General features: G+C 67.9%; 29 protein-coding genes and 1 tRNA gene. 7 read left to right on the forward strand and 23 right to left on the reverse strand.

From position 1 onward, the window contains the following. Positions 1-17: 17 nt before the first annotated feature. From EPY72_RS15145 to EPY72_RS15175, 7 genes are all read right to left on the reverse strand, one after another. Entirely contained in the window at positions 18-1379 is a 1362-nt protein-coding gene (locus tag EPY72_RS15145; protein ID WP_134671922.1) for an ABC transporter ATP-binding protein, read from the reverse strand. Further along, on the reverse strand, positions 1372-2418 hold the full coding sequence (locus tag EPY72_RS15150; RefSeq protein ID WP_135806972.1) for an ABC transporter ATP-binding protein: 1047 nt from the start codon (positions 2416-2418) through the stop codon (positions 1372-1374). The genes EPY72_RS15145 and EPY72_RS15150 overlap by 8 nt, the downstream gene beginning before the upstream one ends. A gap of 6 nt (positions 2419-2424) precedes the next feature. Next, positions 2425-3612, reverse strand: coding sequence for an ABC transporter permease (locus EPY72_RS15155; RefSeq protein ID WP_134671920.1), 1188 nt, complete (start codon positions 3610-3612; stop codon positions 2425-2427). A 1-nt stretch (position 3613) separates the two neighbouring features. Continuing rightward, positions 3614-4588: an ABC transporter permease gene (locus EPY72_RS15160; protein WP_135806973.1), complete on the reverse strand. Its 975-nt coding sequence runs from the start codon at positions 4586-4588 to the stop codon at positions 3614-3616. A gap of 55 nt (positions 4589-4643) precedes the next feature. After that, complete coding sequence (locus EPY72_RS15165) at positions 4644-6539, reverse strand: ABC transporter substrate-binding protein (RefSeq protein WP_135806974.1); 1896 nt, start codon at positions 6537-6539, stop codon at positions 4644-4646. A gap of 143 nt (positions 6540-6682) precedes the next feature. After that, the gene (locus tag EPY72_RS15170) at positions 6683-7294 is read right to left on the reverse strand and encodes a CBS domain-containing protein (RefSeq protein WP_135806975.1); all 612 of its coding nucleotides are present in this window, start codon (positions 7292-7294) and stop codon (positions 6683-6685) included. Between the two features lie 95 nt (positions 7295-7389). After that, a complete protein-coding gene (locus EPY72_RS15175; protein ID WP_135806976.1) occupies positions 7390-8151 on the reverse strand; it encodes a GTP cyclohydrolase III in 762 nt (253 codons plus the stop codon). A 122-nt stretch (positions 8152-8273) separates the two neighbouring features. Between EPY72_RS15175 and udk the strand changes: the two genes are divergently transcribed. Beyond that, positions 8274-9014 carry a uridine kinase gene (gene udk / locus EPY72_RS15180; protein WP_134671915.1) on the forward strand — a complete coding sequence of 247 codons (741 nt, stop codon included), beginning with the start codon at positions 8274-8276 and terminating at the stop codon, positions 9012-9014. On the opposite strand, the gene EPY72_RS15185 is transcribed toward udk, so the two are convergent. The 3 genes from EPY72_RS15185 to EPY72_RS15195 form a co-directional block, all read right to left on the reverse strand. Beyond that, on the reverse strand, positions 9011-9331 hold the full coding sequence (locus EPY72_RS15185; protein WP_135806977.1) for a DUF5785 family protein: 321 nt from the start codon (positions 9329-9331) through the stop codon (positions 9011-9013). The genes udk and EPY72_RS15185 overlap by 4 nt on opposite strands. Positions 9332-9550: 219 nt before the next feature. Further along, positions 9551-9633 (reverse strand) — tRNA-Ser (locus tag EPY72_RS15190). Positions 9634-9675: 42 nt separating this feature from the next. Further along, positions 9676-10431, reverse strand: coding sequence for a TIGR04282 family arsenosugar biosynthesis glycosyltransferase (locus tag EPY72_RS15195; RefSeq protein ID WP_135806978.1), 756 nt, complete (start codon positions 10429-10431; stop codon positions 9676-9678). Positions 10432-10575: 144 nt separating this feature from the next. On the opposite strand from EPY72_RS15195, the gene EPY72_RS15200 reads away from it, so the two are divergent. Together EPY72_RS15200 and EPY72_RS15205 are read left to right on the forward strand one after the other, a co-directional pair. After that, positions 10576-10947 carry a hypothetical protein gene (locus EPY72_RS15200; RefSeq protein WP_135806979.1) on the forward strand — a complete coding sequence of 124 codons (372 nt, stop codon included), beginning with the start codon at positions 10576-10578 and terminating at the stop codon, positions 10945-10947. A 58-nt stretch (positions 10948-11005) separates the two neighbouring features. Beyond that, positions 11006-11206, forward strand: coding sequence for a hypothetical protein (locus EPY72_RS15205; RefSeq protein WP_135806980.1), 201 nt, complete (start codon positions 11006-11008; stop codon positions 11204-11206). A 7-nt stretch (positions 11207-11213) separates the two neighbouring features. Here the strand turns inward: EPY72_RS15205 and EPY72_RS15210 are convergent, their stop codons facing one another. The 4 genes from EPY72_RS15210 to EPY72_RS15225 are packed head-to-tail and all read right to left on the reverse strand — an operon-like array spanning position 11214 to position 13134. Next, complete coding sequence (locus EPY72_RS15210) at positions 11214-11846, reverse strand: uracil-DNA glycosylase (RefSeq protein WP_135806981.1); 633 nt, start codon at positions 11844-11846, stop codon at positions 11214-11216. Positions 11847-11901: 55 nt separating this feature from the next. Next, on the reverse strand, positions 11902-12174 hold the full coding sequence (locus EPY72_RS15215; protein ID WP_134671909.1) for a hypothetical protein: 273 nt from the start codon (positions 12172-12174) through the stop codon (positions 11902-11904). Between the two features lie 53 nt (positions 12175-12227). After that, positions 12228-12818 carry a DUF7504 family protein gene (locus tag EPY72_RS15220; RefSeq protein ID WP_135806982.1) on the reverse strand — a complete coding sequence of 197 codons (591 nt, stop codon included), beginning with the start codon at positions 12816-12818 and terminating at the stop codon, positions 12228-12230. 1 nt (position 12819) lies between these two features. Continuing rightward, entirely contained in the window at positions 12820-13134 is a 315-nt protein-coding gene (locus EPY72_RS15225; RefSeq protein WP_168216055.1) for a HalOD1 output domain-containing protein, read from the reverse strand. A gap of 196 nt (positions 13135-13330) precedes the next feature. Between EPY72_RS15225 and EPY72_RS20000 the strand changes: the two genes are divergently transcribed. Further along, entirely contained in the window at positions 13331-13465 is a 135-nt protein-coding gene (locus tag EPY72_RS20000; RefSeq protein WP_280178003.1) for a DUF7503 family protein, read from the forward strand. Here EPY72_RS20000 and EPY72_RS15230 read toward each other — a convergent pair. From EPY72_RS15230 to EPY72_RS15260, 7 genes are all read right to left on the reverse strand, one after another. Then, positions 13462-15510 (reverse strand): hypothetical protein, encoded by a 2049-nt coding sequence (locus EPY72_RS15230; RefSeq protein ID WP_135806983.1) that lies wholly within the window; start codon positions 15508-15510, stop codon positions 13462-13464. The genes EPY72_RS20000 and EPY72_RS15230 overlap by 4 nt on opposite strands. Positions 15511-15589: 79 nt before the next feature. Further along, positions 15590-16792, reverse strand: coding sequence for a chorismate synthase (gene aroC / locus EPY72_RS15235; RefSeq protein WP_135806984.1), 1203 nt, complete (start codon positions 16790-16792; stop codon positions 15590-15592). Between the two features lie 95 nt (positions 16793-16887). After that, positions 16888-17508, reverse strand: a complete 621-nt coding sequence (locus EPY72_RS15240) for a trimeric intracellular cation channel family protein (protein ID WP_135807073.1) — start codon at positions 17506-17508, stop codon at positions 16888-16890. Positions 17509-17629: 121 nt separating this feature from the next. Continuing rightward, positions 17630-18946, reverse strand: a complete 1317-nt coding sequence (gene aroA / locus EPY72_RS15245; RefSeq protein WP_135806985.1) for a 3-phosphoshikimate 1-carboxyvinyltransferase — start codon at positions 18944-18946, stop codon at positions 17630-17632. A 70-nt stretch (positions 18947-19016) separates the two neighbouring features. Continuing rightward, positions 19017-19943: a DUF1028 domain-containing protein gene (locus EPY72_RS15250; protein ID WP_135806986.1), complete on the reverse strand. Its 927-nt coding sequence runs from the start codon at positions 19941-19943 to the stop codon at positions 19017-19019. A gap of 46 nt (positions 19944-19989) precedes the next feature. Continuing rightward, complete coding sequence (locus EPY72_RS20090) at positions 19990-20427, reverse strand: DUF7528 family protein (RefSeq protein WP_134671903.1); 438 nt, start codon at positions 20425-20427, stop codon at positions 19990-19992. A 112-nt stretch (positions 20428-20539) separates the two neighbouring features. Continuing rightward, positions 20540-20791 (reverse strand): hypothetical protein, encoded by a 252-nt coding sequence (locus EPY72_RS15260; protein WP_134671902.1) that lies wholly within the window; start codon positions 20789-20791, stop codon positions 20540-20542. 111 nt (positions 20792-20902) lie between these two features. On the opposite strand from EPY72_RS15260, the gene EPY72_RS15265 reads away from it, so the two are divergent. Both EPY72_RS15265 and EPY72_RS15270 read left to right on the forward strand, forming a co-directional pair. After that, the gene (locus EPY72_RS15265) at positions 20903-21625 is read left to right on the forward strand and encodes a DUF7117 family protein (RefSeq protein ID WP_135806987.1); all 723 of its coding nucleotides are present in this window, start codon (positions 20903-20905) and stop codon (positions 21623-21625) included. Positions 21626-21671: 46 nt separating this feature from the next. Next, on the forward strand, positions 21672-22058 hold the full coding sequence (locus EPY72_RS15270) for a hypothetical protein (protein ID WP_135806988.1): 387 nt from the start codon (positions 21672-21674) through the stop codon (positions 22056-22058). 5 nt (positions 22059-22063) lie between these two features. Here the strand turns inward: EPY72_RS15270 and folD are convergent, their stop codons facing one another. Then, positions 22064-22957 (reverse strand): bifunctional methylenetetrahydrofolate dehydrogenase/methenyltetrahydrofolate cyclohydrolase FolD, encoded by an 894-nt coding sequence (gene folD / locus EPY72_RS15275; RefSeq protein WP_135806989.1) that lies wholly within the window; start codon positions 22955-22957, stop codon positions 22064-22066. A gap of 89 nt (positions 22958-23046) precedes the next feature. Beyond that, positions 23047-24294: a serine hydroxymethyltransferase gene (gene glyA / locus EPY72_RS15280; protein WP_135806990.1), complete on the reverse strand. Its 1248-nt coding sequence runs from the start codon at positions 24292-24294 to the stop codon at positions 23047-23049. Here glyA and EPY72_RS15285 point away from each other — a divergent pair. Beyond that, complete coding sequence (locus tag EPY72_RS15285) at positions 24293-26503, forward strand: hypothetical protein (RefSeq protein ID WP_244605601.1); 2211 nt, start codon at positions 24293-24295, stop codon at positions 26501-26503. The genes glyA and EPY72_RS15285 overlap by 2 nt on opposite strands. The last annotated feature ends 305 nt before the right edge of the window (positions 26504-26808 follow it).

Consider the following 26808-nt stretch of genomic DNA (forward strand, 5'->3'; position numbering starts at 1 on the left):
ACCCGAACCGCAGGGGTTCAGTCGTCGCTGGCCGTTGCGACGGCTTCCGCGCCCACGTCGGGTTCGTTTCGTAGACACGACGACTGGTGGCCGTCACCGTGGTCGAGGAGTTCGGGTTTGGTCTCCTCGCACGGCGTCGTGAACACCTCCATCAGCGTCTCGGTTGCCGCCTCGACGTCGTCGTCGACCATCCGGTCGAGCGCGTCCGAGAGCACGCGCTCGGCCTCGGGGTCCGACAGCTGTTCGGGGAGGTCGAACTCGGCGCGGATCTCTGCTTTGACGGCGTCGGGCGGGACCGACTCGGGGTCGGTGTCGGTCTCGGCGGCCACGAACTCCCGGACGCTCTCGACGTCGATCTCGCGGGCGATCGCTCGATCCCGGAGGTTCAGCACCGACCGCCACGCGGACTGGTCCAGGTCGAACTCCTCGGACTGGATCACGCGGTGACACCGCGTGTGGAACCGACAGCCGCTGGGCGGGTCGCTCGGGCTCGGGACGGTGCCTTTCAGCTCGATGCCCTCGTGGGTCGACCGCGGGTCGGGGTTCGGGATCGCCGACAAAAGCGCCTCGGTGTAGGGGTGTGCGGGGTCCGAGAAGATCTGTTCGGTCTTCCCGATCTCGACGATCTCGCCGAGGTACATCACCGCGACCCGGTCACACACCTCGCGGATCACGGACATGTCGTGGCTGATGAAAAGCAACGACAGCCCGAACTCCTCTTGGAGGTCGTTGATCAGCGACAGGATCTCGGCCTTGATCGAGACGTCGAGCGCCGACACCGGTTCGTCGGCCACGATGAAGTCGGGGTTGAGCACGAGCGCGCGCGCCAGCGCGATCCGCTGTTTCTGGCCGCCGGAGAACTCGTGAGGGTACCGATCGTAGTCGTCGGCCGAGAGGCCGACGCGTTCGAGCAAGTTCTGGACGATGCGGCGCCGGCGGTCCCTGTCGGTCATCCCGTGGACCTGCAGGAGTTCGGCGACCGAGTTGCCGACGGTCATCCGGGGGTCGAAGCTCGAAGAGGGGTCCTGAAAGATCATCTGGGCGTCCCGGCGGAACGCCTTCAGTTCCCGCTCGTCGAACCGCGTGACGTCGTTCGGGTGGGTGCCGTCGTCGTTGCGCGTCCGACCGGCCCGTCCGCCGCCGTTGAACAGGACCTCCCCGCCGGTGGCGTCTTCGAGCCGAATGATCGACGACCCGGCGGTCGACTTCCCACAGCCCGACTCGCCGACCAGTCCGAGCGTCTCGCCCGGGTAGATGTCGAAGCTGACGCCGTCGACGGCCTTCGCGGCCCCGACCTGTCGGGAGAGGATTCCCTCCTTGATCGGGTAGTGTTTCTTGAGGTCCCGGACCGAGACCAGCGGCTCGTCGGGATCAGTCATCGCCGACACCTCCGGTCGCGGTCGAGGTCCCGGTTCCCAGCGACTCGTCGGCGACGGTCGACTCGTCGTAGCCCGACTGGTAGTAGACACAGGAGACGCGGTGGCCGTCCCCGATCTCTATCTCCTCGGGCTGGTCGCCGGTCCGACACGCGTCGACGGCGTGGTCGCACCGAGGCGCGAACCGACAGCCGTCTGGCGGATTGAGTGGGTCCGGAAGCGAGCCGGGGATGCCCCCGTCGCCCTGTCCCTTCCCGGGCAGACACTCCATCAGCGCCTGCGTGTAGGGGTGGGCCGGCCGCTCGAAGAGGTCGTAGACGCCGCCCCGCTCCATGACCTTGCCCGCGTACATCACCACGATGCGGTCGGCGACGTTGGCCACGACTCCGAGGTCGTGGGTCACGAACAGGATGCTCATGCCGTACTCGTCCTGTAGCTCGTCGAGCAGGCGCAGAATCTGGGCCTGGACGGTCACGTCGAGCGCGGTCGTCGGCTCGTCGGCGATGAGCAGATCCGGGTTCGTGGCCAGCGCCATCGCGATCATCACCCGCTGGCGCTGGCCGCCCGAGAACTCGTGGGGGTAGTCGTCGAACCGCGCGGTGGCGTTGGCGATGCCGACCCTGTCGAGCAAGTCGACCGCCCGATCGCGGGCCGCCTCGTCGGAGACGTCCGGCTCGTGGATCTGGATGGCCTCGGCGATCTGCCACCCGATCGTGTAACAGTGGTTGAGCGCGTCTTGGGGGTTCTGGAAGATGTGAGCGATGTTGTTGCCCCGGATCTCCCTGAGCTCGGACTCGCTCATCTCCGTGATGTCCCGTCCGCGGAACCGGACGGTGCCTTCGACCTGTCCGGGCGGCGACTTGACGAGCCGGGTGACCGATTCGGTCGCGACGGTCTTGCCCGAGCCCGATTCGCCGACGATACAGAGCGTCTCGCCTTCGCGGACGTCGAAGTCGATGCCGTCGACCGCAGTCAGCGTCCCGCCGTCGGTCTCGAACGTCGTCGTGAGACTGTCGACGGAGAGTAGTGGTGTGTCGTTCATGTGGAATCACTCCGACTCCGTTTCCGCTTCGGGGTTCAGTGCGTCTAGCAGTGCGTCGCCGAGGAAGTTGAAGGCGAGGATCGTCAGGAACAACACCAGTCCCGGCGCCAGCACGATCCACGGCGCGAACGAGAGGTCGCTCCGGCCGGCCGAGATGAGTTGGCCCCACGAGGGGACCGACGAGTCGCCCAGCCCGAGGAACGAGAGCTGGGCCTCGGCGAGCAGGAACGCCGGGATCAGTAGCGTGATGTCGGTGATGATACTGCTCGCGGAGTTCGGGATGACGTGGTGGCGGATGATCCGGTAGGAGCTCGCTCCGCTTATCTTGGTCGCTTTCATGTACTCTTCCTCGGTGACCGAGAGCGCCTTGCTCCGGACGTACCGGGCCATGCCCTCCCACGAGAAGATCCCGAGCAACAGGATCAACAGCCACAGGCCACCGCCGAAGATGTAGATGATGAGCAGGTAGAGGATGAGCGTCGGGATCGACTGCTGGATGTCGACGTACCGCATCAGCACCTCGTCGACCATCCCGCCGGCGTACGCGCTGACCGTGCCGAACGCGGTGCCGATCACGACCGCGATGAGCGTCGAGATGAACCCGACTTTCATGCTGATCTGCATCCCGTAGATGATCATCGTGAGAATGTCTTTACCGCCCTGGGTGGTTCCCAGCGGATGCTGCCACGTTCCGGCGCAAGCGCCGCCGGCGAGCGTGCCCACGCACTCGATGACGTAATTCTGGTCGATCGTCATCCAGATCGGCGGCTGGTACTTCCGGAACAGTTCGCTCTCGGTCGGGCTGATGAACAGCGGTCCGAGCACGCCGAGCAGGAAGATGGCGATCAGCCAGATCAGACTGACGACGGCCGGGCGGTTCTTTCGGAACTCCTTCCAGTAGTACCGAGTCATCCGGGGGTTCTGATACAGCGGCAACACCGCGTAGAACCCGAACAGGATGAGGGTGAACGCGAACATGTAGTCGAGCGGGATGACGTCGTAGCCCCAGCCGACGGCCTCGAACGTGGCGCTGTTTGCCGGCACGATGAAGTAATCGTACAGCAGGATCGCAACGAGCACGCCCGTCGAGATCAGCGTCCCGATCGCGTTCGTCGATAGCTCCCGGCCGCTGTTGCTGGCGATGTCGTCCCAGTCGACCTGATCGAAGTTGGGGTTGGATTTGTCAGTCGCCATGTTATCTCTCGTCGAAGCTGATTCGGGGGTCGAGCACGGTGTAGACCACGTCCTGAAGCAGGTTCCCCACGGTCGCGATGAACGTGAAGAACAGCGTGGATCCGAGCACGAGGCTGGTGTCCTGAGCGATCACGGCCTGGAACGTCGTCTGGCCGAGTCCGGGGATGCCAAAGACGACCTCGACCAGCAGCGACGACCCGACGAACAGGTAGAGCAACTGGGCGACGATCGTCGTCGACAGCGGCACCATGGTCGGCCGGAGGATGTGTCTCGCGTAGATCCGGAGCGGCGAGACCCCCTTCGCGGTGGCGGTCTTCACGAAGTCGGCGTTGATGTACTCGGCCGACTCGTTACGCGAGACCCGCATCGTGCCGCCGATCGAACCGGTCACCAGTACGAACACCGGGAGCACGAGCTGTATCGCGTTCTCGAGGCTGAACACCGCGACGTCGGTGTTGTACACGATAGGTACCACGTCCAGATACACGCCGAACACCAACAGGAGTATGATACCGAAGAAGAAGTTCGGTATTGCGTACCCGAAGAACGCAAAGCCCGTCGCTACGTGGTCCTTCCAGCTGTACTGGTTTGCCGCCGAGTAGATACCCACCAGCGGTCCCAAGAGGATCGTCAGTATGGTCCAGGGGACCGAGTACTGGGCGGTGTAGTACAGCGATTCGAGGAGCGCCTCGGTCACCGGTTGGTTGCGCGACTCCGACCACCCCCATTCGAGGGTGTACACGCCCGTCACGTAGTCGATGTACCGTTCGTGGAGCGGTGCGTCGAGGCCCCGAAGCTCGCGGGCCCGCTCGCGGGCCTCTGCGGGATCACCGCCCTGTAGCGCCGCCTGCGTCGCGGCCTGCGATACCTGCGGGTTCGGCGCCGCGGTCAGCAGTGCCCATGTGAGAGTGACGATGATGAACGTCACGATCACTGCCCATGCCACGCGTCTCGTTATATACCATTCGAGTCCCATTGTATCACTAATCTCTCATTGTGTCGCGAATAAAACGGCGAAGTCGGTCGTCGCGTTACTCCTCGAAGTGCCAGGTCGGGAAGTCCCAGCCGCTGAAGTAGTTCTCGATCGGGCCCTGAAGGCTGCTGTTGTACCCGATAGTGTCCGAGGGGAACGCCAGCATCCCCATCGGCTGGTCCTCCGAGATCTTGACGAAGATCTCTGCCAGCGCCTCCTTCAGCGCCTCCTCGCTTTCGGCGTTCTTCGCCTCCTGGAACAGTTCCTTGGCGTTCCACGACGGGTAGTAGCCGTAAGGGTTGTAGACGGAGTCTTTGAGGAAGAACACGTCGGCCGTCAGCGGATTCAGCGGATAGGCGTTCAGGCCGTACACCACCGACATGTCCCACGCGTTCTTGCTGGTGACCTCGCGGGGACCCGCGTTGTTCCGCCCGTTGCTCCACTCGTACTGGTCGGGGTTGTCGGGAACCTGCTGTTGCCAGTAGTCGTTGGCGAACTTCGTGGCGTCGATGGCGTTGAGTTCGACGTTGATACCGGCGTTCTTGTCGAGCTCTTGAGCGATGTACTGCGCGAAGTTCTTCTCGGTGTTCTGGCCGGCGACGTGGTAGAGACTGAGCGAGACCTGATCGCCTTCGGGGGTGACCAGTCGGTCGCCGTCGTAGCTGTAGTCGTACTCGACGTTTTCGATGGCGCTCTCGATACGACTACGGGTCTCCTTCGGTCCGTAGAGGTCGCCGGTCCCGAAGGTCATCAGTTCGTCCTCGCCGGGGAACCACTTCGACCACGGGGGCTGCCAGGTGTACTCGACGTCGGCGTAGCCGCGATAGACGCCCTTGACGAGCCGTTCCTTGTTGATGGCGGAGGCGAGCCCCTGCCGGAACTTCTTCTCGCGGAAGAGGTTACCGGGGCCGGCGCTCCAGCCGTTGTCCCGCATGTTGTACGTACAGACCTCGTTGTACGACTGAGGCTGGACGCTGACGTACGTGCTCTCGAGGTCCTGGAACTCCGACACGCGATTCGGCGGAACCGCCGCGGTGTCGGCCTCGCCGGTCTCCAGCGCCGCGAGGCGCGAGGCCTCCTCGCCAACGACGCTGATCTCGATGCCCTCGAAGTACGGCGCGTTGCTGAAGGCTTCGGGGAGGTCGTCGGCCTCCTGAAGGTAGTAGTCGTCGTTTCGCGAGAACGTGATGCCGGAGCCTCTGTTCCATTCGTCGAGGCTGAAGGCGCCGAGGTTTCCGGTAAACGTGAGTTCCAGCAGGTCCTCGTCCTCCTGGAACCCCTTGGCGTCTTCCTCGTCGACGTACGGCTTCATCAGGTCGATCGGGATGGGGTAGAGGGACGGGTCGTAGGTTTCGAGGTAGAGCGGGTCGGGACTCGGGAGCTCGATCTGGAACTCGTAGGTGCCGGTCTGCTCGACGTTGAGCGGCTCGTCGTTTCGGTACCAGTTCGTGCTGTCGGGGGTGTTCGCCCACTCGGTCTGCTGGACCTCCTGGATCTGATAGGTGAACGTCTCTGCGGTGACCTCGCCGTAGGGATCGCTGAACTCCATGTTCTCGCGGAGGCTCGCGACCCACACTTCGTTGTCGTCGCTGGAGAGCTCCATCGTGAGCGGGAGCTGTTCGGTCCCCGGTCGGAAGCTGTAGTTCGGATCGAGCGTGTACTCGATGGCGACGCCGGCGCCGTAGGTGTCGTTGTATATCGGGTTGAGCGTCTCGTAGGTTGCCGACGCCAGGCTGTTGTACGTGCCGCTGACGGAGGGCAGTTCGCCGTCGCCCTCGGTCGTCTCCGAGCCGCCCATCGGGTCGTCCTCGGTCGTCTCTGCGGTCGTCTCCTGGTCGCCACCGCCCGAACAGCCAGCGAGGCCCGCAGCACCGGCGACGCCCAGCGCCTGGAGCCATCGCCGCCGTTTCATCTGATGTGCCTCGTCACCACGCCTGTCAATGTCGTGTGGCATAACATCCCAATAATAGAGGGGGTACTTAAAAACTGCGACATCTTTAGAGCGTAGGTCGCCACTATCCCGTAATTACCGCCGCTTGTAAGCGAGTACAAATGGATAAATCGACACTTACCGTGCCGAACCGGTCGCTTTCGAACTCAGACGTCCCGACAGTCGACGCAGATCAACTGGCCGTTGACGTTCGACAGTTCCCGGCTCAGGGTACCGCAGGCCTCGCAGATGCTCCGGTCGGAGTACTCCGCGCTGTCGCCGTTGTCGGTGACGCCGCCGATCGGGTCGGCGCCGACCGGATCGGTCTCGGCGGGGGCGTCGGCGACGGGACTGCCGGCGACGGGGTGGCGCCCGTCCCGGAACGACGGAACCCCCGAGAGCGACGCCGACGCCGAGATGATGTCGCGCTCGTCGAGCAGTCCCAGAAGCTCGCCGTCCTCCTCGACGACGATGCGTCGGATGTCCTCGCGCGACATCGTCCCCGCGGCGTCCGCCAGCCCGCGGTCGGCCTCGACCGAGATTATCGGCTCGGACATCACCTCCGAAACCGGAGTGTCGGCGGGATCGGCCTCGTCGGCGACCACCCCGAGCACGTCCGACTCGGTCATGATGCCGACCGGCTCGCTCCCCCGGAGGACCACCACGCTCCCGACCCCCTCCTCGTCCATGAGCCCCACCGCGCCCAGCACGGTGTCCGACTCGCTGACCCCGACGAATTCGCGGGACATCACGTCCCTGACAGTCACTTCGGTTTCCATATGCGAACCATTGCCACAGTCTCTCTAAAAAGTATCCCCGGCAAGCTTAAGCCGGTGACGGCCCTACGTTAACGGTTGTTTGACCCGGTCCGATCTCACCGGTCGATGACGACGCGGTCGCCGTCGTCCCGACACACTTCGAGGGCGTGTTTCGCCGCCATCCCCGCCGACTGGGCGGTCCGGGCCTGTCCGACTCCGACCTTGAGCTCGACCGACACCGTCTCCTGGACGTGCTCGAGGGCGTCCTCGTAGGCCGCCCGGTCGAGATCCGGACACGTCGCGATGATGTTGTCGCCGCCGACGAAGAAGGCCAGCCCGTCGTGGGCCTTCCGGAGGTACCGCATCAGTTCGGCGTACCCCTGTTCGATCCGGATGAACGAGTCGTAGGCGTTCATTCGATCGGTGTACTTGCCGGTGGCGTCGTTCACGTCGAAGTGCGCGAGCTGGACGTCGTCGCCCGCCCGGTCGTCGGTGTCGAGGGTCTCACCTCGGAGGATCTCTGTCCGAGAACCGTCCTGTGCGCTCCCGGCGTCCTGGATGTGGGCGGTCGCCGTTTCGAGGGCCTCGGCCGGGCTCGGGTCGACGCCGATACCGAAGCTGACCGTCACCGGGTAGCGGTTCGCGACCGACTCCTGCATCAGGCCGTGGTCGTCGCGGTCGATCCCGTTCGTGACCGCGATCATGTTGTCGAACCGGGTGAAGAAGACGTACCCCTCCCGGTTGCCGACGAGCTGCGAGAGGTCGGCGTAGAGCCGCGACTGCAGGGTCTGGAGGTCGACCTCTCGGCGAGGCTCGGGCGTCACTGTCCACGGTCCGTAGTTGTCGATCTGGATCAGGGTGACCTGCGTGTTCGTCACTGTTGGTTCGAGTTTAGGAGCCCCGGCTTATAAGCTATCCTAATCGTGGTAGTGTTTCCAGAACTGAGAACGTCCCGCCCGTTCCGGGGGATTCAAACCGCAGTCTCCCCTCCACCCCGCTAATGACCATCCCCTCCTTCGTCGTCGGCATCGCCGGCGGGACCGGGGCAGGAAAGACGACGGTGGCCCGCGAGATCACCGACGAGGTCGACGACTCGGTGACCCGCATTCCGATGGACAACTACTACAAGGACCTCTCGCACCTCGACTACGAGGAGCGGGCGGAGGTCAACTACGACCACCCCTCGGCGTTCGAGTGGGAACTGCTCCGCGAGCACTTCGACTCGCTGTTGTCGGGCCAGCCGATCGAGATGCCCCAGTACGACTTTTCGGTGCACAACCGAAAGGACGAGACCGTGACGGTCGAGCCGACCGACGTCATCGTCCTCGAAGGCATCTTCGCGCTCTACGACGAGGAGCTCAACGACATGCTCGATCTGCAGGTGTACGTCGAGACCGACGCGGACGTGCGTATCCTCCGACGCATCGAACGTGACGTGGTCGATCGCGGGCGGGACCTCGAAGGCGTGATCGACCAGTACCTCTCGACGGTGAAGCCGATGCACGAGCAGTTCGTCGAACCCACCAAGAAGCGCGCCGACATCATCATCCCCGAAGGGGCGAACGCGGTCGCGGTGGGACTACTAGAGGAGAAGGTCCGAGCCGAGACCTACACCGACTCGGGATCGGGGTGGCGACTCGGCGACGACGGCGTCGAGCGAGAGGAGCGGGGCGGCTACGCGGTGACGGGCGGCGTCGGCGACGAGGCCGAGGACAACGACGAGTTTCCGATGGACGACTAGGCGCTCTTTTTCTCGGGATCGTCGCCCTTCGGGTGGTAGTCCCAGAACCCGCCGGCGCGCATCGCCGGGCCGACCGCCTTGTGGAAGTCGAGGATCGACTCGAACTCCGCCTGTTCGACGTGTTCGAAGATGTCGGCGACGCTGACGACCCGCTGGTAGTTGATCCGCACCGGTTCGTCGCCGTGGGCCTCGACGAACTCCTCGCGGGACAGCGGGAAGTCCTCCTCGTCGTCGAGTTTCTTCGCGAGCACGGCCATGCCGTACTTGCGCCCGCCTTCGCTTCCCTCTTCGCCGTCGGGATCGTGCGGCCAGTCCATGCCTGATACGTGGGAGTGGTCGCTAAAAGGGTTTACCGTTCGCTGGCGATCCGCTTGGGCTCGCTCGACCCCGCGGGACGGCTCGACCCGCGCACGCTACCGGTCGGGAACAGTGGCGTCGCTGACAACAGCGGCGCGTTATCACCGAACGAGACGGCGAGCGTTCGATCTCGAACGGCGACGACTCCGGTCGCTCGCGGTGTCGCTCGTCGGAGAATGCGGTGGGACTGGGATTTGAACCCAGGAGGCTTGACGCCACCTGCTTTCAAGGCAGGCGCAATAGGCCGCTCTGCCATCCCACCACGTCTCGGCGTAACCGCCCGACCCGTATAAGGATTGTCGGTCTACTCGCGGACCAGCGTCGGCTCCCCGTCGCGTTCGACGACCCGGAGCCCCCACTCCCGGAGGAGCGTCGCGGTGTGTTCGGGGACGATGCGGCCCGCGGCGACCCGGGCGTTCAGCGTCGGCACCAGCGATCGGAGGTCCTCGCCGGTCTCGATGCTTGTCTCGCGGTCCAGATACTCGACGTCGTGGCCCGCGTCGACGCCGCGGTTGGTCAGGGTCTCGATCGCCGGCGTCGCGTACGCCCCCTCGAAGTCGACGGTATCGGTGAACCCCGCGAAGTAGACCCGACCGCGCTCGCTGGGACCGAGCACGACCTCGTTGCGCCGGAGCTTCATCGCGGCGCTGTCGATCTCCTTGCGCGTGAGCATCGGGGCGGTGCCCGGGACGACCGCCGCCGACTGGACCTCCTCGCGGTCGAGCAGGTGGGTGACGGTGTTGCCCGCCCGCGCGGCGAACGTGGAGCCGGCCTGCACCTCAAAGCGCGCCTCGCCGGGGTCGGCGAGCGCGTCGGCCGCGAGCGCCCGGAGTTGGGCCTCGGCGCTCTCCTCGCCGACGTGTTCGTCGGCCAGCAGGTCGTCGGGGCGGTAGTTCACGAGGAGTTCGCCCCCGCTCCGTTCGGCGGCCCGGAAGGTGTCTTTGAGCGACGCGGCGTAGAGCTCTGTGGCCTCCTCGGCCGAGAGCGGCGACGACTCGGCGAGTTCCGGCAGTACGAGCCCCGGTCGCGGCGGGTCGGCGAAGACCGCGATGACTGTCATGGGAGTACCTCGGGCGGCCGCGGTCTTGAAAGCCGCCATTCGTCGCGTCCGGTCGGGCGACGGACTGGGCGCCGACCCCCTATCGAGCGGTCGAACGGGTCGACGGGCCACAGCACCTACGCCGCCCGAGCCCCTACCCACCGTATGGTCGAACGCGAACTCGGACACGCGACGATCGTCTACGAGGATCCCGACGACGGCACCGTCGAGCGCACCGTCGAGAACGAGCACGTCGCCTACTTTCAGGATCACTGGCTCGTCAAGACCGACGACCACGACGCCGACCACGACGTCGTCCGGCGGATTCCCGCGAACCGGGTGTACTACGTCGAGCGGTCGGTCGAGGAGTTCGAGGCCGAGATGAAGACGATCCGCGATCAGGTCCAGTCGGTCGCCGACGACCTCCGATCGAAGCTGTTCGGCGACCAGACGCACGGCGACGAGACCGAGGTGTACCGGATCGACGTCGAGAGCGGCGAACCGGTCGACGACGACGACCGCGACGACGCCGAGTGAGCCGACCCGCGACCCGGATTCCTACACGCTTTTATCTCGGGGATGCGTCGGCACGGGTATGTACTGGTGGCGACTCCTCGCCGCGGTAGGCGCCGTCTCGGTTGCGTTCGTGGCGGTCGGTAGCCTCGTCAGACTCCTCGACACCGTGACCGCGAGCACCGCCGCGCTCGCAGTGATCGCGGTGGTCGCCGCGTGCGTGCTGGCGGCGGGCCGGCTGGGCTCGGGCCCCGCGAGTCGGCTATCGACCTCCTACTGGTAGGCTCGACTCAGCGGCTCCGCCGGCCCTTCGTCTGGCGGTAGTCCCGAGCCATCAGCGACTCGAAGTGGTCGAGAAACGCCCGCTTGCGCTCGCCAGTCAGATCGACGGGATCGGCCAGCGGGACCAGCTCGAACCCCCGGCCCCGGATCGTGGTCGCGTGGGCGTCGGGGAACGCGAACGACTCGGCGGGCGAGGTGGTGTACTCGGCCGCGAGCTCGCGGAGCGCGCGCCCGCCGACCGGGACGAGGATTTCGGGGTTTATCATCCGGATCTCGGCGTTCAGGTACGGCTCGCAGGTCCCGACCTCGGCGTCGGTCGGCGGTCGTTCGGGGTCCCGACACCGCGCGAGGTAGGTCACGAAGGCGTTGTCGAGTTCGGGCTCGTCGGCGCTCGGTAGCGAGCTGTTGAGCCCGAGTCGCCCGAGCACGTCCTGGAGGGCCTCGCCGCGCTCGTCGCCGGTGAAGGGGACGCCGGTTCGGTCGGCCCCCGACCCGGGCGCCTCGCCGACGAACAGGAAGTCAGCGCCCACGTCCCCGTAGCCGTGGACGACGCGCTCGCGGGTCTCACACAGCGCCGGGCAGTTCTCGCAGTCGGCGTCCATGCCGAAGGGGTTCGAGGCGGTCTGCTGGTTCGCGTCCATCGTCCGTCCGATAGGGAGTCGAGCGGGAAAAACCGGTCGAACGGCCCCGACCGAATCAGTTCGCGTCCGCGTCGAGTGTGACGCCGTCCGCCCCTTCGGCCGGCTTGAACCGGATCGAGGCCACGCCCTGTCCGCCGACCCAGCCGTCGAACGCCACCAGTCCGTGCTCGGCCGCGGCGTCGAAAAGGTCCGAGAGATCGGTCCGGAACCCGTCGGCGTCGACGACGACCCTGACTGCCACCTCCTCGCCGTGACGGTCCACGTCGAACTCGCTCGCCGCCGCGAACGCGTCGAGACGATCAGCCGTCGATCGAGAATCGTCGCTCATCGAGTGGCGGTTCGTCGCCCCTCGGCATAAATCTGTAGCCCCGTCTCGGCGACTCACTCCGAGCCGCCGGTGGCGCCCCCGTCGAGACACTCGACGACCGTATCGAACAGCGACCCGATCGTCCGGACCGCGTCCGAGTCGTGGGCCGACGGGTCGAGACAGACGTAGCCAGCGGCGCCGTGTTCGTCCAACAGCTGGCGGAAGTCGACGAGGAAATCGGCCGCCTCGTCGACCGGGCGGTGTTCGAGCAGCGCGGTCGCCGAGTCGAAGCAGACGACCGCGCGGCCGTCGTCGGGCCAGGCGTCGAGGTAGTCGGCGGCGGCGGCGCGGATCGCCGCTCCGTCGGTCGGATCCGCGACGCCCCGGACCGCGTTCGAGTCCGAACCGGCCGACGCCGCGGTCGATCGCATCCGGTCGCCGACGCCGACGACCCCGACGCGTCGCGGTCGCGTTCCGACGCGTGCGGTCCAGTCTTCGAGGAAGCCGGCGGGCCGATCGAACGTGACCCCGAGCACGTCGTCGGGATCGTCGTCGGCCAGCAGGGCGAACGGCGTTCGGTCGCGCTGCGACCGCCGGAAAACGAGCGTGTGGGGGTCGGCGTCGACGCAGGTCCGGATCAGTTTCGCCTCGTAGGCCGTCGTCATGCTACGACTCGGAGACCGCGTTGCTGATTCGGACGGTCCCGTCGCTTCTCACGACGACGTCGAGCCCGCAGACGTCGAACCGAACGCTCGCCTCGCTCGAGGCCGTCGCGAACAGCTCGTCGAGCGCGTCGGGATCGACGCTCTCGTCGAGGGGGATCTTGGTGGTCATCGGATCGACGCCCGCGATCTCGGCGACCGCTCGGATGACGGTGCCGCTGACGGTCAGCGGGCCGTCGGGGTCGTGGTGAGCGTAGTACACGCCGGGTTCGTCGGCCGCTTCGACGAACCCCGAATCGTCGTCCCCCCAGTGACTCATTGACATCTTCCCGACCTCCCGGATTGGTTTCGATGTTCGCTTAATAAAACTATTGCTGTAACAACGGCGGGCGCGATCGACTCGTATCCACTCCATACCGGACGGTAATCCGAGTTTGTTCCGCGGTAGGTCCCACATATCAAAATAGTCGCCGCTCGTCGAACAGAACGTCGGCGATCCCGCCGACTACCGTACTATGTCAGACACTACCCTACGCTCGGAGATCGCGGACCGACCGCGACTCGTCGGCGCACTGTTCACGATCACCCTCCTGCTCGCTCAGGTCGGCGGCGCGGCCGCGACCGGCGTGACCGCGACGTACGGCCCTTAGAGGTCCAGAGAACTGCTCTGCCAGTACAGACATCGGTCTTTTTTGATCGGGTACCGGTGCTGGTCCAAATACTCGCGAAGCTCCTCGCGAGAGAGCTGAAACTGTCCGATCACGCCGGGTGCGAGATAGTGTCGCTTTGCCCCGCCCACCATCGGTCTCGCCATCGTGCCCATCCCGCGCTCTCTGGGCACGAACGCGTCGATAGTGAGCTCGTACCCGTCGTCTGCGCCCGCGATCCGACAGAGCATCGAGAGCCCGTCGTCCTCCTGGACGACCGCGGCCCGCCCGTCGCCGACGACCGTGTAGTGACCGCCGACGACGCTCTCGGTGCGAGCGATCTCGATCGCGGCCCGGAGCGGGAATCCGAGATCGAGGAGCCGAGCCATCGTCTTCCCGACTCTGAGCGCGCCACTGTCGACGACATCGTTGAGCGTGACGACCCCGCCGACGCTTCCGGCCTCGACGAGCGCCATCCCCTGCTCGTAGGTCCGGCAGGCGTTCAGCAGGAACGCGCCGACGCCAACCGAGTCGATGTCGGTGGCGTCGAGGTAGCCGTCCGCACACTCGAAGCCCCGCTCGTCGACGTGGCCGATGTAGTGGAGGAAGTCGACGTCCTGCCCCAGAAGCCCTCGGAGTTCGCCGGTGGTCCGGTCTCGCCGGACCGTCACGTCGAACGGGAGCTCCGTCCGCGACCCGTAGGCCGCCCGGACCGCGTCGTTCTCCGCCCGCATCTCGGGGTCGTTGCCGACGACTGCGATCTCGATGTCGCCGGCGTCCGGCCGGCGATCGAGCTTGTTTCGGAACGCCGCCAGCGTCGCCTTCGTCGCCCCGATCGGCGTGCCGTCGCCGAACCACGCCGATTCGACGGCGTCGGTCTCTGGGGGTCGGATCAGCCCGAGCGTGCCCGCGTCTCGGTCCGGCCCGCGGACGCGGTCGCCCCGGGTCGCGCCCATGAAGTCGTCGAGGACGCCTTCCCGGAACGCCGCCGGGGAGACGCGCTCGCCCGTCGCGGGCCGGACGATCGCGAGGTCCCCGACCACGAACGGGAGCGCTTCGAGGCCGGTCGGGGAGGCGTCGACGTACGCCGCGAGGTTCCACCGCGGGACGTGGTCGGCGACGGTCTCGAACGGCACCGAGAGGTAGGCCCCGAGCCGGTCGGCAAGCGGTCGGTCGTACAGCGCCGCCAGATCGAGGTCGAGGCGGGGCGCCAGCGCCGCCCGCTCGTGGAGGTCCACCCGGTAGTAGCCCTCGGTCCGGACGAGGCAGTCGAACAGAAACGACTGCTTGAGCGCGCGCTCGACGCCCGTCTGGAGGTCAGGCTCGTCGAGCGCGAACTCCCGGTCGACACACCGGAGCCGGCCCGACTCGCCCGGGACGAGCTCGGCGCCGAGGTAGAACGCGAGCGGCGCGGCGATCGCGGCCGCGCGGTGGGTCGGCGGCACCTCGATCTCGACGCCGGTGTCGGGCGTCGAGAGGCCGTCCGGGATCGACAGCGTCGCGCCGACCTCGACGGTCGGCGGGTGACCCCGGAGGGTCGGGTACGACCGCTCGGGCGAGGTGGTCTTGAGCGCCGAGCCGAGATACGACAGCGCCCGGAGCGCGTCCGCCGGGTCGGAGGTGATCGTCATCGTCGCCGCGGGCCGCTGGTGGTACGACCGCGCGCCGACCAGCAGTTCGTCGGCGTCGAACGAGAACGCGATCCGATCGCCGTCGGCGCTCGCCGCCACCGCGCCCTCGACCCGGAAGTAGCACTTCACCGGCCCGTTGAGTTCGAGTTCGTAGCTGTCGGCCGGGAGTTCGATCTCTGCTCCCGGCCGGAGGGCGGCCACCATCCCGCCGTCCTCGCGACGGACGTACGCGTCCGCGATGCCCGCGACCCTCACGGTCGCGGCGTCGACCGCGACCGCGGCGTCGACCGGGAAGTAGAACGCCGCCTCGTCGATCTCGGACGGGGCGACCGGACCGCCGGTCCGGAGCCGGTAGCGGCGCCGCTCGATGGGGTCGACGATGTCGAGTCCGTCGTCGCACGGTTCGAACGTAACCACGTTTCACCTCGGAGCGAGCGTTACCAGCGGCCACTCGTTCGACCTCCAAAAGTCTCCTGTCGGCGGCCGGCGCCGGGCGCTACTCGTTTCGCGGGCTACTCGGGTGGTAGTCGGTGTCGTACTCGCCGGGCCGGTCGTCGAGCCGGTCGGGGTTGATCCGGCCGCTGAGCAACATGAAGTCGACGAGCGTCAGCGCCAGCATCGCCTCGACGACCGGGACGCCCCGGGGCGGAAGCACGGGGTCGTGGCGTCCGATGACCTTGGCCTCCTTCTGCTCGCCGGTCTCCCAGTCGACGGTGGTCTGGGTCTTGGGGATCGAGGTGGGCGCGTGGAGGGTGACCTCGCCGTAGATGGGCTCGCCCGTCGTGATCCCGCCCTGAATCCCGCCGTGGTCGTTCTCGACCGGCTTCGGGTCGCCGCGTTCTCGCGGTTCGTCACCGCTCGAATCCTCCGAGGGGCCCTGCGCCTCGCTATCGCCGAACTCCCAGTCGTCGTTTCGGTCTTTGCCGGTGTACTCGCGGGCCTCGCGGCCGAGTCCGAACTCGAAGGCGGTCGAGGCGGGCACGCTCATCATCGCCTGTCCGAGTCGGGCCTCCAGCGAGTCGAACCGGGGCGCACCCAGCCCGCGCGGGACTCCGCGGGCCTCGAAGTAGATGGAGCCGCCGATAGAGTCGCCTTCGGTCTGGTACTCGTCGATGCGCTCGCGCATCCGCTCGGCGGTCTCGGGGTGGGCACACCGCACTTCGTTGTCCTCGCTGTGTGCTTTGATCTCCTTGAACGACACCTCCGGCGCCTCGATGTCGCCGATCTGGTTGACGTGGGCCTTGAGTTCGACGCCCGCCTCGGCGAGGATCTTGGTCGCGATCGCGCCCGCCGCGACCCAGTTGACGGTCTCGCGGGCCGACGACCGGCCGCCCCCGCCCCAGTTTCGCGTGCCGAACTTCGCCGAGTAGGTGAAGTCGCCGTGGCTGGGCCGAGGCGCGGTGACGAACGGCTCGTATTTCTCCGACTGGGCGTCCTTGTTCTCGATGACCATCCCGATCGGGGTGCCGGTGGTGTAGCCGTCCTGGACCCCGGACTTGATCGAGACAGCGTCGGGCTCTCCGCGGCTCGTCGTGATCATCGACTGGCCGGGCTTGCGCCGGTCGAGGTCGGCCTGCACGTCGTCTTCCGAGAGTTCGAGCCCCGCCGGACAGCCCGAGACGGTGACGCCCATCGCGTCGCCGTGGCTCTCGCCGAAGGTGGTCACCTGAAACAGGCGTCCGAAGCTGTTGCCGTTCATTGGCGGTTGTTGTGTGGGCGGCCTATTTAGGGTTTGCAGAAGACGCAAGGCTGTGTCCGCGAGGCTCCGGAGTCAGACGGCCGGCTCGCATCTCGCTACCGCTCCTCGTCGGCCCGCGCCAGCCCGAGCGACTGTGCGGTCGGAAGGGTCCAGCCCAGCGACACCGCCACGCCGCGAATTCCGAGGGTCGCGACCGCACAGACCGTCGCGGCGGTGCTCCCCGTCGCCCCGACGGCCGTCGCCAGCCAGTAGGCGCATCCGCCGAGCACCGCACAACTCGCGTAGAAGTCCTCCAGGAGGATGAACGGCGAGCGGTCGAGCAGGAGGTCGGCGAACGCCCCGCCGCCGACCGCGTTGATCGTCGCGACCGCGACCACGCCGAACCCCGGGAGCCCGGCCTCGGTCGCGACGATGGCCCCCGTCGTGGTGAACGCCGCGAGCCCGACCCCGTCGGACAACAGCGCGACCGGGTGGTCGTCCGGCGAGTCGAGGACGACGCTCAGCCCGACCGCGAGTCCGACGCCCAACAGGCCGAGACCGATCTCGCCGGGCGCCCTGAGCGCCAGCGGGACGCGGTTCACGAGGAGGTCTCTGGTCGCCCCGCCCGCGAACGCGGTCGCGAGCCCGACCACCGCGAGGCCGAACACGTCGAACTCCTCGCGGATCGCCTTCGTCGCGCCGACCAGCGCGAACGCGACCAGCCCGACCGCGTTCATCACGGCGAACGGGTCGACGGCCGGGAGCGCTCCGAGAAACTGCGTCACTACCTCAGCCCACGAAAGCGAGCGTCTTGAGCGCTACGCATCCGTTTGCCCGGCTCGCGCCGGGGTCGGCGGGTCACTCCCGGTCGAGCGTCGCGCCGAGGTCGTACAGCACGTCGAAGAACTCCGGGAACGAGACGTCGACGTGTTGGGCGTCCGAGACGGTCGTCGGGCCCGAGGCCGCGAGCGCGGCGACCGACAGCGCCATCACGATCCGGTGGTCGCCGCGGCCGTCGACCGCGCCGCCGGTCAGCTCCGAGTCGCCGCCCCGAATCGTCAGCGTCTCGGCGGTCTCCTCGGTCTCGACGCCGAGGGTCGACAGCTCCTCGGCCATCGCGCTCACCCGGTCGGTCTCCTTGTACCTGACGTGCTCGCAGTTCACGAGTCGGGTCTCGCCGTCGGCGACCGCGCCGAGCGTCGCGACCGTCGGCAGCAGGTCGGGGGTGTCGCCCACGTCGACCTCGATGCCCGAGAGAGTCGAGCGCTCGACGGTCACGACGCCGTCCTCGCGGTTCCAGTCGACGTCGGCGCCCATCCGGTCGAGGACGCCCACGATCTCCGAGTCGCCCTGCGCGCTCGGGTACGCGCCCTCGACCCGGACCGCCTCGTCGGGGTCGGCCGCGATCGCGCCCGCCGCCAGCAGGTACGAGATCGACGAGAAGTCGCCCGGGACGTGATACTCCCCGTCGGTCGGCTCGTAGAACTGCCCGCCACCGACGCTGTAGGTCCCGCCGGCCGGCCCGGCCGCGTCGGGGCCGCGCTTCTCGGCGTCGATCCCGAACTCCTCGAGGAGTTCGAGGGTGATGTCGACGTACGGCGCCGACTTGAGTTCGGTTTCGAGTTCGATCTCGATCCCGTCGTCGGTGACCGCCCCCGCCATCAGCAAGGCGGTGACGAACTGCGAGGAGACGTCGCCGGGCATCGAGACGCGCCCGCCCGAGATCGGTCCCTCGACCACCAGCGGAGCCTGCCCGTTTCGCCGGGTGCTCTCGGCCCGGCCGCCGAGCGACTCGACGACCTCGAGCAGTGGACCGTGGGGGCGCGACCGGAGCGAGCTATCGCCGGTGAGGACGCTCGCGCCGTCGGCGAGCGCGGCCGCCGCGGTCACGAGTCGCATCGTCGTCCCGCTGTTGGCGCAGTCGACGACGTCGGCCGGCACGTCGGGACGACCGTCGAAGCCGTCGACGTCGACGTGGTCCGACTCGCGGGTGACGGCCCCGCCGAAGGCCTCGACCGCGCGCATCGTCGCCTCCGTGTCGGCGCTCACGAGCGGATCGTACACCAGCGCGCCCCCGGAGTAGCCGGCGGCGAGGATGGCGCGGTGGGTGTAGCTCTTCGAGGAGGGCGCCCGGGCGGCCCCCGAGAGCGTCGACGGCGAGAGTTCCACGTTCATGCGCGACCAGAGGACCCGGTCCCGTATCAGGATACCGGACGTGACAGGTCTGGCGCCCGCCGACCGGAGCTCACTTGCGGTCGAGCCGCGAGAGGCCGTGCCAGATCGCGTCGACCAGCCTGTCTTCGCCCTCCCCGTCGGCGTCGTCCCACCCGCGGGCGAGCGCGTCCTCCAGCACCGAGAGGTCGTGGTTCTCGAAGTTGTTCATCCCGCGGAACGACTCCAGCGCCTCGCGTCCGGCCTCGCCGAAGTCGGCGGTCGGCTCGCCGTCGTAGAACCCGAGGTCGGCGAGCGTCTCGGAAACGGTCTCGGCGGTCGCGCCCGACAGCTCCCGGCAGTCGTCGGGCGCCTCGCGTTCGAGCAGGGTCACGTCGTACACCTTGAACGCGCGTTCGAGCTCGTCGATCGGCGACTCGTGGTCGTCGACCCGCACGTCGATCCACCGGTCGTTGTTGCCCGCGTACCCGCCCTCGGCCTTCGCGACGTAGAGGGCGGCGCTCTGCTCGCCGCGCTTGTCGCCGCCCGCCGCGTTGCCCGCGTGGAGGGCCTCGATGAGCCGCTCGGGGAGGCCGCCGTCGGCCGACTCGAACGCCTCGCCCATCGCCTCGACCGTCTCGCGGTTCTCGAGGATGTTGCCCTGCGCGGTGTAGGTGTCGCCCTGCACGTCGCCCGCGTAGTCGAGACACTCCTCGCCGGTGAACGCGGCCACCGAGCCGTCCTGCCCGACGACGCCGACCTGTCGCTGGGGGGCTTGGTCGTCGCCGTCGGTGAGTTCGTCGACGACCTCGGCCGCCGAGCGGCCCTCCCGAAGCAGGTCGAGACCGTCGGGCCCGTACGCGACGTTTGCGAAGCTCTGGGTGGCGACCGCGCCGGCGTCGGCGCTGGCGAACGGGACCACCGCGCCGACCGAGACGAACTTCGACTGGACCGCGACGCCGACCGCGTCGGTCTCGGGGTCGCGGGCGACGATCGAGAACGTGGCTGGTCGTGGTTCCATGCGACACGACTGGCACCCGACCAGAAAAAGCGTTCGCGCGGCGGCGTCAATCACCGGTTTCGCCGTCCCTCGCCCGCTTTCGCGCGGTCAGCGGCTGGCGGCGGGCCAGCTCGCAGTCGAACGCGGGATGCTCGGCGAAGTGGTGGACGAGCATGTGGCGCCGGCCGCCGGTCAGGCCGGGCCGACCCACGTCCTCGGCGGTGAACGTTCGAGGCAGTCGGTCGTAGAACCGACGCAGTTCCTCGAAGCTCTCGAACACCTTCCGGTGGCCCGACGAGTCCGCTCGCGAGCGCGCGACGACGTAGCTACCGTCCTCGCGGTGCTCGCCCGCCGTCTGCTCGAACGCCCGGCGCTCGGTCAGCGCCTCGCCGAGCGCGGTCCGAAGCCGATCGGCCTCGGCTCTGGTGAGGTCGTGCGTCTCGCCCGCGAGCGTGACCGCGACGCGGTCGGCGTCGACGTTACGTTCGGCGCGGAATTTCTCGATCAGCCGCCGGCTGGCGACTTCCCCTATCCTCCGGGTCCCCGGGCGACGAAGGTCGTGGCGTCATGTGAGAGTCGATACGCACCGCCCCAACATAAGCGTCGGGGCGGTCCGGTCACCGCCGGGTGACCAGCAGGACGGCGACGACGACGTTGTACACCGCGAGCCCGGCCGCGATCGCGCCGACCGAGAGCCCGACGTAGACGGTCGCCAGCATCGCGGCCTCGGTCGCGGTCTCGGCGAGCGCGACTGCGAACGCGAGCAGGCCGCCGGCCACGGCGGCTACCGGCGGGCCGAACTCCCGCCAGTAGGTTTCTGAGACGGGGAGGCGGAGCCTGACGACCGACTCCTCGGAATCCCGAGGCATGCGCGCTACCTCTCACCCCGCGGACATAAGTCTTCAGGCGCCGGAAGGGCGTGGACGGGAGCGAGCCGCGAGTCCGCGGTCGTTTTGTGCTCCCGGGCCGTACCCGCGGCCATGAAAGTCCGCGGCGAGCGCGAGTGCAAGGACTGTGGGGCCCGGTGGTCCTACTACGAGACCGGGAGCGTGGCGTGCCCGTCGTGCGAGAGCCTCCGGAGCGTCGGCGTCGACGACGAGCGGCGCCTCCACACCGACGCGCCGGTCGAACTCGACCTGAGCGACGCCCGGGCGGCGCTCGACGACGAGTCGCTCCGCGAGACCGCAGACCGGGCCGGCGAGGTCGCCCGCGAGTACGTCCGCAAGCGCGGGTTCGTCGACGCCGGGGAGCTACGCGCGCTCGACGACCGCTATCTGACGGCCCACGAACTCCGACACGCCGCCGACGCGATCGGTCGGCGGATGGACCCAAGCGACGAGGAGGAGTGGTACTTCCTCGCGCTCCTGCGTGGCGCCGACGCCGCCGAGCCCGACCGGCCCGCGCCCGACGAGGTGCCCGCGTCGATGCGGGGCGTGCGGGGACTGGCGTACGCGAACGCCGTGCGCGAGTACCGCCGAGAGATGCTCGACTGGCTCGACGAACAGCCCGAGACCCGGGACCGATCCGTCCTCGAAACGCTCGGCTCGCACCTCAAGCGTGTGCGGGCGCTCGACGGCGAGGTCGACCCCACCGACGCCGAGGCGCTCGTGGCCGCGGCCCGCGACGCGTCCCGATTCCTGCGCGAGGACGACGCCGAGGCGCTCGCCAGCGCCCGCGAGCGCCTCGACCGACTCGCCGAGTAGCGCCGGCCGGCGAACGCTTTTGTTACTCGGTGCCATACCATCGACCATGGCGACCGACGACACCTCGCGGCTGGGGTGGGCGTTCAGACTCCTGTTTCTCGTCCTCGTGGTCGTCCCGGTCGCGGTTCCGTTCGCGGACGCCGTCGAGGCGCTCCCGGTCGCGCTCGATACCGCCCTGCTCGCGCGACTGACGGGGGCCGGAGCGGTGCTCGCGGTCCTCGCGGTGCTCGTCACACAGAAGCGCCGGGCTCGGGGCCGGGAAGTCACAGACTCGCCCGAACACCGACGCGACCGCGAGCCCGAAGGCACCGGCGAGGTGTACGCGCCGTACGCCTACAACAACCAACAGCGAGCGCGCCGGGAGGGCGAGCGCATCCGCGAGCGGGCGGCCGAGGTCGCCGAGGCCGACCGCGAGGGCCGCGACCGGCCGTAGGCCGTTCAGGGCAGGTCGACCGCGACGCCCGACTGCCGGCTCGCGGCCTTGACCGTGTTGTACAGCAACATCGCGCGGGTCATCGGGCCGACGCCGCCCGGGACGGGCGTGATCGCGCCCGCGGTCCCGGTCGCCGACTCGAAGTCCACGTCGCCGACCAGTTCGTAGCCCTTCTCGGTGTCGGCTTCGACGCGGTTGACGCCCACGTCGATCACGGTCGCGCCCTCCGTGAGCATCGAGCCGTCGATCATCTCCGGGACCCCGGCGGCCGCGATCACCACGTCGGCGCGTCGGGTGTGGGCCGCGAGGTCCTCGGTCCGGGAGTGACACACCGTGGTCGTCGCGTTGCCAAGCGGCGCCTTCTGGACGAGGAGGTTCGCCATCGGTTTGCCGACGATATCCGATCGCCCGACTACGACCGCCTCGGCGCCTTCGGTCTCGACGTCGGCGGCTTCGAGGAGCTTCTGGACGCCGTGGGGCGTGCAGGGCTTGAACCGGGCGTCGCCGGCGACCATCCGGCCGACGTTCTCGGGGTGGAAGCCGTCGACGTCCTTCTCGGGGTCGATCGACCGGAGGACCCGCCGGTCGTCGACGTGGTCGGGCACCGGCATCTGGACGAGGATCCCGTGGACCTCGGGGTCGTCGTTCAGCTCCTCGACGGTGTCGTACAGCTCCTCGGCGGGCGCGTCGGCGTCGAGTTCGACGTTGACGCCCTCGATGCCGACCTCCTCGCAGTCGCGCTGTTTCATCGAGACGTAGGTCTCGCTGGCGGGGTCGTCGCTCATCAGGACGGTCGCGAGCCCGGGACGCTCGCCCGCGTCGGCGAGCGCCTCGATGCCCTCTCGAAGTTCGTCGCGGATCTCGGCGGCGACGGCGTCCCCGTCGATTATCTCGGTCATTACGTATCGGATCGGCGCCGAGCCATTTCAACCCTCGGGTTCGTGCGTATTTCCCGGGTGGAAAATCAGTTTCTATGCACGACCGTGGATTACTCGTACAGCGGGTTCGCCTCGCAGAGCGCTTTGACGTCCTCGGCGACCTCGGCTTTGACGTCCTCGTCGTCGACGTTGTTGACGACCCGGGCGATGAGGTCGCCCACGTACCGGCAGTCGTCCTCGTCGAAGCCCCGGGTCGTGAGTGCGGGGGTTCCCGCCCGGATGCCGCTGGTGACGAACGGCGAGCGCGTCTCGCCGGGGACGGTGTTGGCGTTCAGGACGATGCCCACGTCTTCGAGGGCCTCCTCGGCCTGCTTGCCGGTCACGTCCTCGTGGGACTCCCGGAGGTCGACCAGCACGAGGTGGGTGTCGGTGCCCCCAGAGACCAGCGAGAAACCGTCTTCCTGGAGGCTCTCGCCGAGCGCCTCGGCGTTCTTGACCGTCTGGGCGGCGTACTCGTCGAACTCGGAGTCGAGCGCCTCTCGGAAGCCGACCGCCTTGCCAGCGATGTTGTGCAGGAGGGGCCCGCCCTGCATCCCCGGGATGACGGCGGAGTCGATGGCGTCGCCGTACTCCTCGTCGGCGAGCACGATGCCGCCCCGACCCGCACGGATCGTCTTGTGGGTCGACCCGGTCACGAAGTCCGCGATCCCGACCGGCGAGGCGTGCTCGCCCGACGCCACCAGCCCGGTGATGTGGGCCATGTCCGCGAGGTGGTAGGCGTCGGCGGCGTCGGCGGCCGCCTGGACGCGCTCCCACTCGACCTCGCGGGGGTACGCCGAGTAGCCCGAAACGACGATGTCGGGGTCGAATTCCTCGGCGTGCTCCCGGAGGGCGTCGTAGTCGACGTACCCCGTCTCGGGGTCGACCTCGTACTGCTCGACCTCGTAGAGCTGGCCGGTGAAGTTGGCGTGGTGGCCGTGGCTGAGGTGGCCGCCGTGGGTCAGATCGAGCGAGAGGATCTTGTCGCCGGGGTCGAGCATCGCGAAGTAGACCGCCATGTTCGCCTGCGAACCCGAGTGGGGCTGGACGTTGACGTACTCGGCGCCCCAAAGCTCCTTGGCGCGCTCGATGGCGAGGTTCTCGACCGTGTCGACGTGTTCACAGCCGCCGTAGTAGCGCGAACCGGGGTAGCCCTCGGCGTACTTGTTCGTGAGGACGCTCCCCTGGGCTTCCATCACGGCCTCGCTGACGTGGTTCTCGCTCGCGATCATCGCCAGCGTGTCGCGCTGGCGGTCGACTTCAGCCTCGAGGGCGTCTGCTACCTCCGGGTCGGCGGCACGGACGCGGTCGTACTCCATGCACGAAATCGGTATGTCCCGGCGTATAAGCTTACCTTTCGCGGCGCTTCTGGAGGACGACAAAACTATAAACGACGCGTGGGATACGATTCGTGACGCAGACATGCTCGACTGGGAGGAGACGGACTCGGGGTTGCGGGTGCTCGACAGCACGAAGACGGAGGTGCGAGTAGACGCCGACGACTGGGAGCCGGCCGACGCGGTCGACGCCATCGAGCGCCCGCTGGACGAGCGCCTCGCGGGCTACGCCTCCGAAATCCGGCTCCCGCCCGGGCTCGTCTTCGCCCACGGCGGGAAGGCCGACGCCGAGTACACCCACGGCAGTGACGCCGACCCGCTGGAACTCCCCGACGACGAGTACCTGCTGGACGTCACTCTCAACATCAAGACGTACTTGAAGTTCTCGGGCCCCGCGACCGTCTGGAAGTCCGAGGACTACGACCACCTGTACGTCTCGTTCCCCGAGCGTACGCTAGTGACGTTCGGATTCCGGAGTCACCACGAGGAGCCGATCGGAACCGTCACCGTCCCCCGGACTCCCGCCGGGGTCGCGACGGCGGTCACCTACTCGTCGGCGGCCCACAAGACCACCGGCCCGGACCGGTCGTTTCCGAACCTCCGGGGTCACCCGCCCCGGATCGCGTTCGGCGACCGAACCGAGATTCCCGACGGGCTCGCTCGGGCCCGCCCCGAGGTCGGGATCGAACTGGTGGTCCCCGACGAGTTCGCGTCCGTCTACGTCGCGGCCCCGCTGGCCCACTACCTGCAGGCCGAACTCACCGTTGCCGACAGATCCAGACCGGTATTGCGCGCGCCGTCGGCCGGCGTCGATCGGGAGTTCTCCCCGTTGCCCGCGTTCCAACACGAGGTCGCCGACACGCTTCGTCGGGTGTTCTTCCTCGACTGTCTGGTCCGGAACGCCGGGGAGTTCAGCTGGGAACTCGCCGAACTCGACCTGCTCGAAGAGTTGGCGCTCGACCCCGCGGCGACTTACGAGGCGACGCCGGCCGAACAACTCGGGACGTATCTCGACGCCGACTACGGGCGCATCGACGGCGATCTCCCGGCGTGGCACCTCGCGGTTCACGTCGCCGACGAGCCGGCCAACGCCGGCGTGCTCCCGTACCTGCTCGACTCGCTGAGTCTCGTCTACCGACCCGAGTCCACGGAACTCGACAAGAGCGAGCTCCTCAGCCGGTCGATCGACGACTTCTATCGGTCGGACGCCGCCGACGCGACGGCGGCGTCGCCGACGGCCGCCGAGGGGTTCGCCCGGTCGACCGCGGGCGAGGTCGAGTCGGTCGACCGGCGCGACCCGGTGCTCCACGACGCTCGCATCAGCGGCTGGCTGGCCGACGGGGTGCCGATCGACGTGTTCAACGCGGTGCCCGACGCCTACGAGAACCGGTTCAAGTACCTCGACGAGACGACCGGTGACATCGACGTGACGGTCGTCCTCAACGACGAGGAGATGGCCGACGAGCGCGCGACCGTCTCGGAGATCTACCGGGAGCGAAGCGAGGACCTCCCGATCGATCTGACCCTCCACGAGCGGCTCACGACCGGGGAGCTCGCCGACGTCTTCGAGTCGTCGCGGGACTTCGTCCACTACATCGGCCACTGTGAAGAGGACGGACTGCGGTGTCGGGGCGGGAACCTCTCGGTCGCCGACATCGGCGAGAGCAACGTCCAGACGTTCTTCTTGAACGCCTGTGGCTCCTACTACGAGGGCCGAGAGCTCGTCAGAAAGGGGAGCGCCGCCGGCGCGGTCACGTTCACCAAGGTGTTGAACAAGCAGGCCGCGACGGTCGGGGCGGCGTTCGCCCGACTGCTGATCCACGGGTTCAGCATCCAGCGTGCGCTCCAGTTCGCCCGCCGCCGGATCATGATGGGGAAAGACTACGCCGTCGTCGGCGACGGCACGCACACGCTGACCCAGACCGACAACCGGTATTCGAGCGCCGGCCGCATCGAGGAGCGCGACGGCGCGTTCGAGGTGACGTACAACCAGCTCGCGTCCCGGTCGATCGGCGGGGGCTATCAGGTGTATCTCCCCGACCGCGACGAGATGCGCCTCCACGGCAACGAGTCGACGTTCACGCTCGACACCGACGAACTCCGATCGTTCCTCGGTCGGGCCGAGGCGCCGTTCGTCTACGACGGCGACCTCTACTGGTCGGACGAACTCGCGAAAATAGTGACCGAGTAGTCGAGATTACGGGCCCGTCGACGCTCCCGCCGACGCGTTCGTTCCGACCTCTACCACGACCGTTCCGGCCGCGGTGAGCGCGAACGCGGCGTTCAGCGCGCGCGGATTATCCATCAACCACTGTCGAAGTTTGGCTCGCATGGCTTGTGCAGTGTTATACAGTGACACTACTTTATTGTTTCGGGGTGACTATACGTTAGTATGATACGATTGCGCTGAGAAACCGACTCCTAACCGGCGGCCGTTCGATCCCTCGATACCTGAACCGGACCGCCGGTGGTCGATTCCGGTTCGCCGGCCCACAC

Origin of the sequence: Halorussus marinus (assembly GCF_004765795.1) — an archaeon.
GTDB lineage: Archaea > Halobacteriota > Halobacteria > Halobacteriales > Haladaptataceae > Halorussus > Halorussus marinus.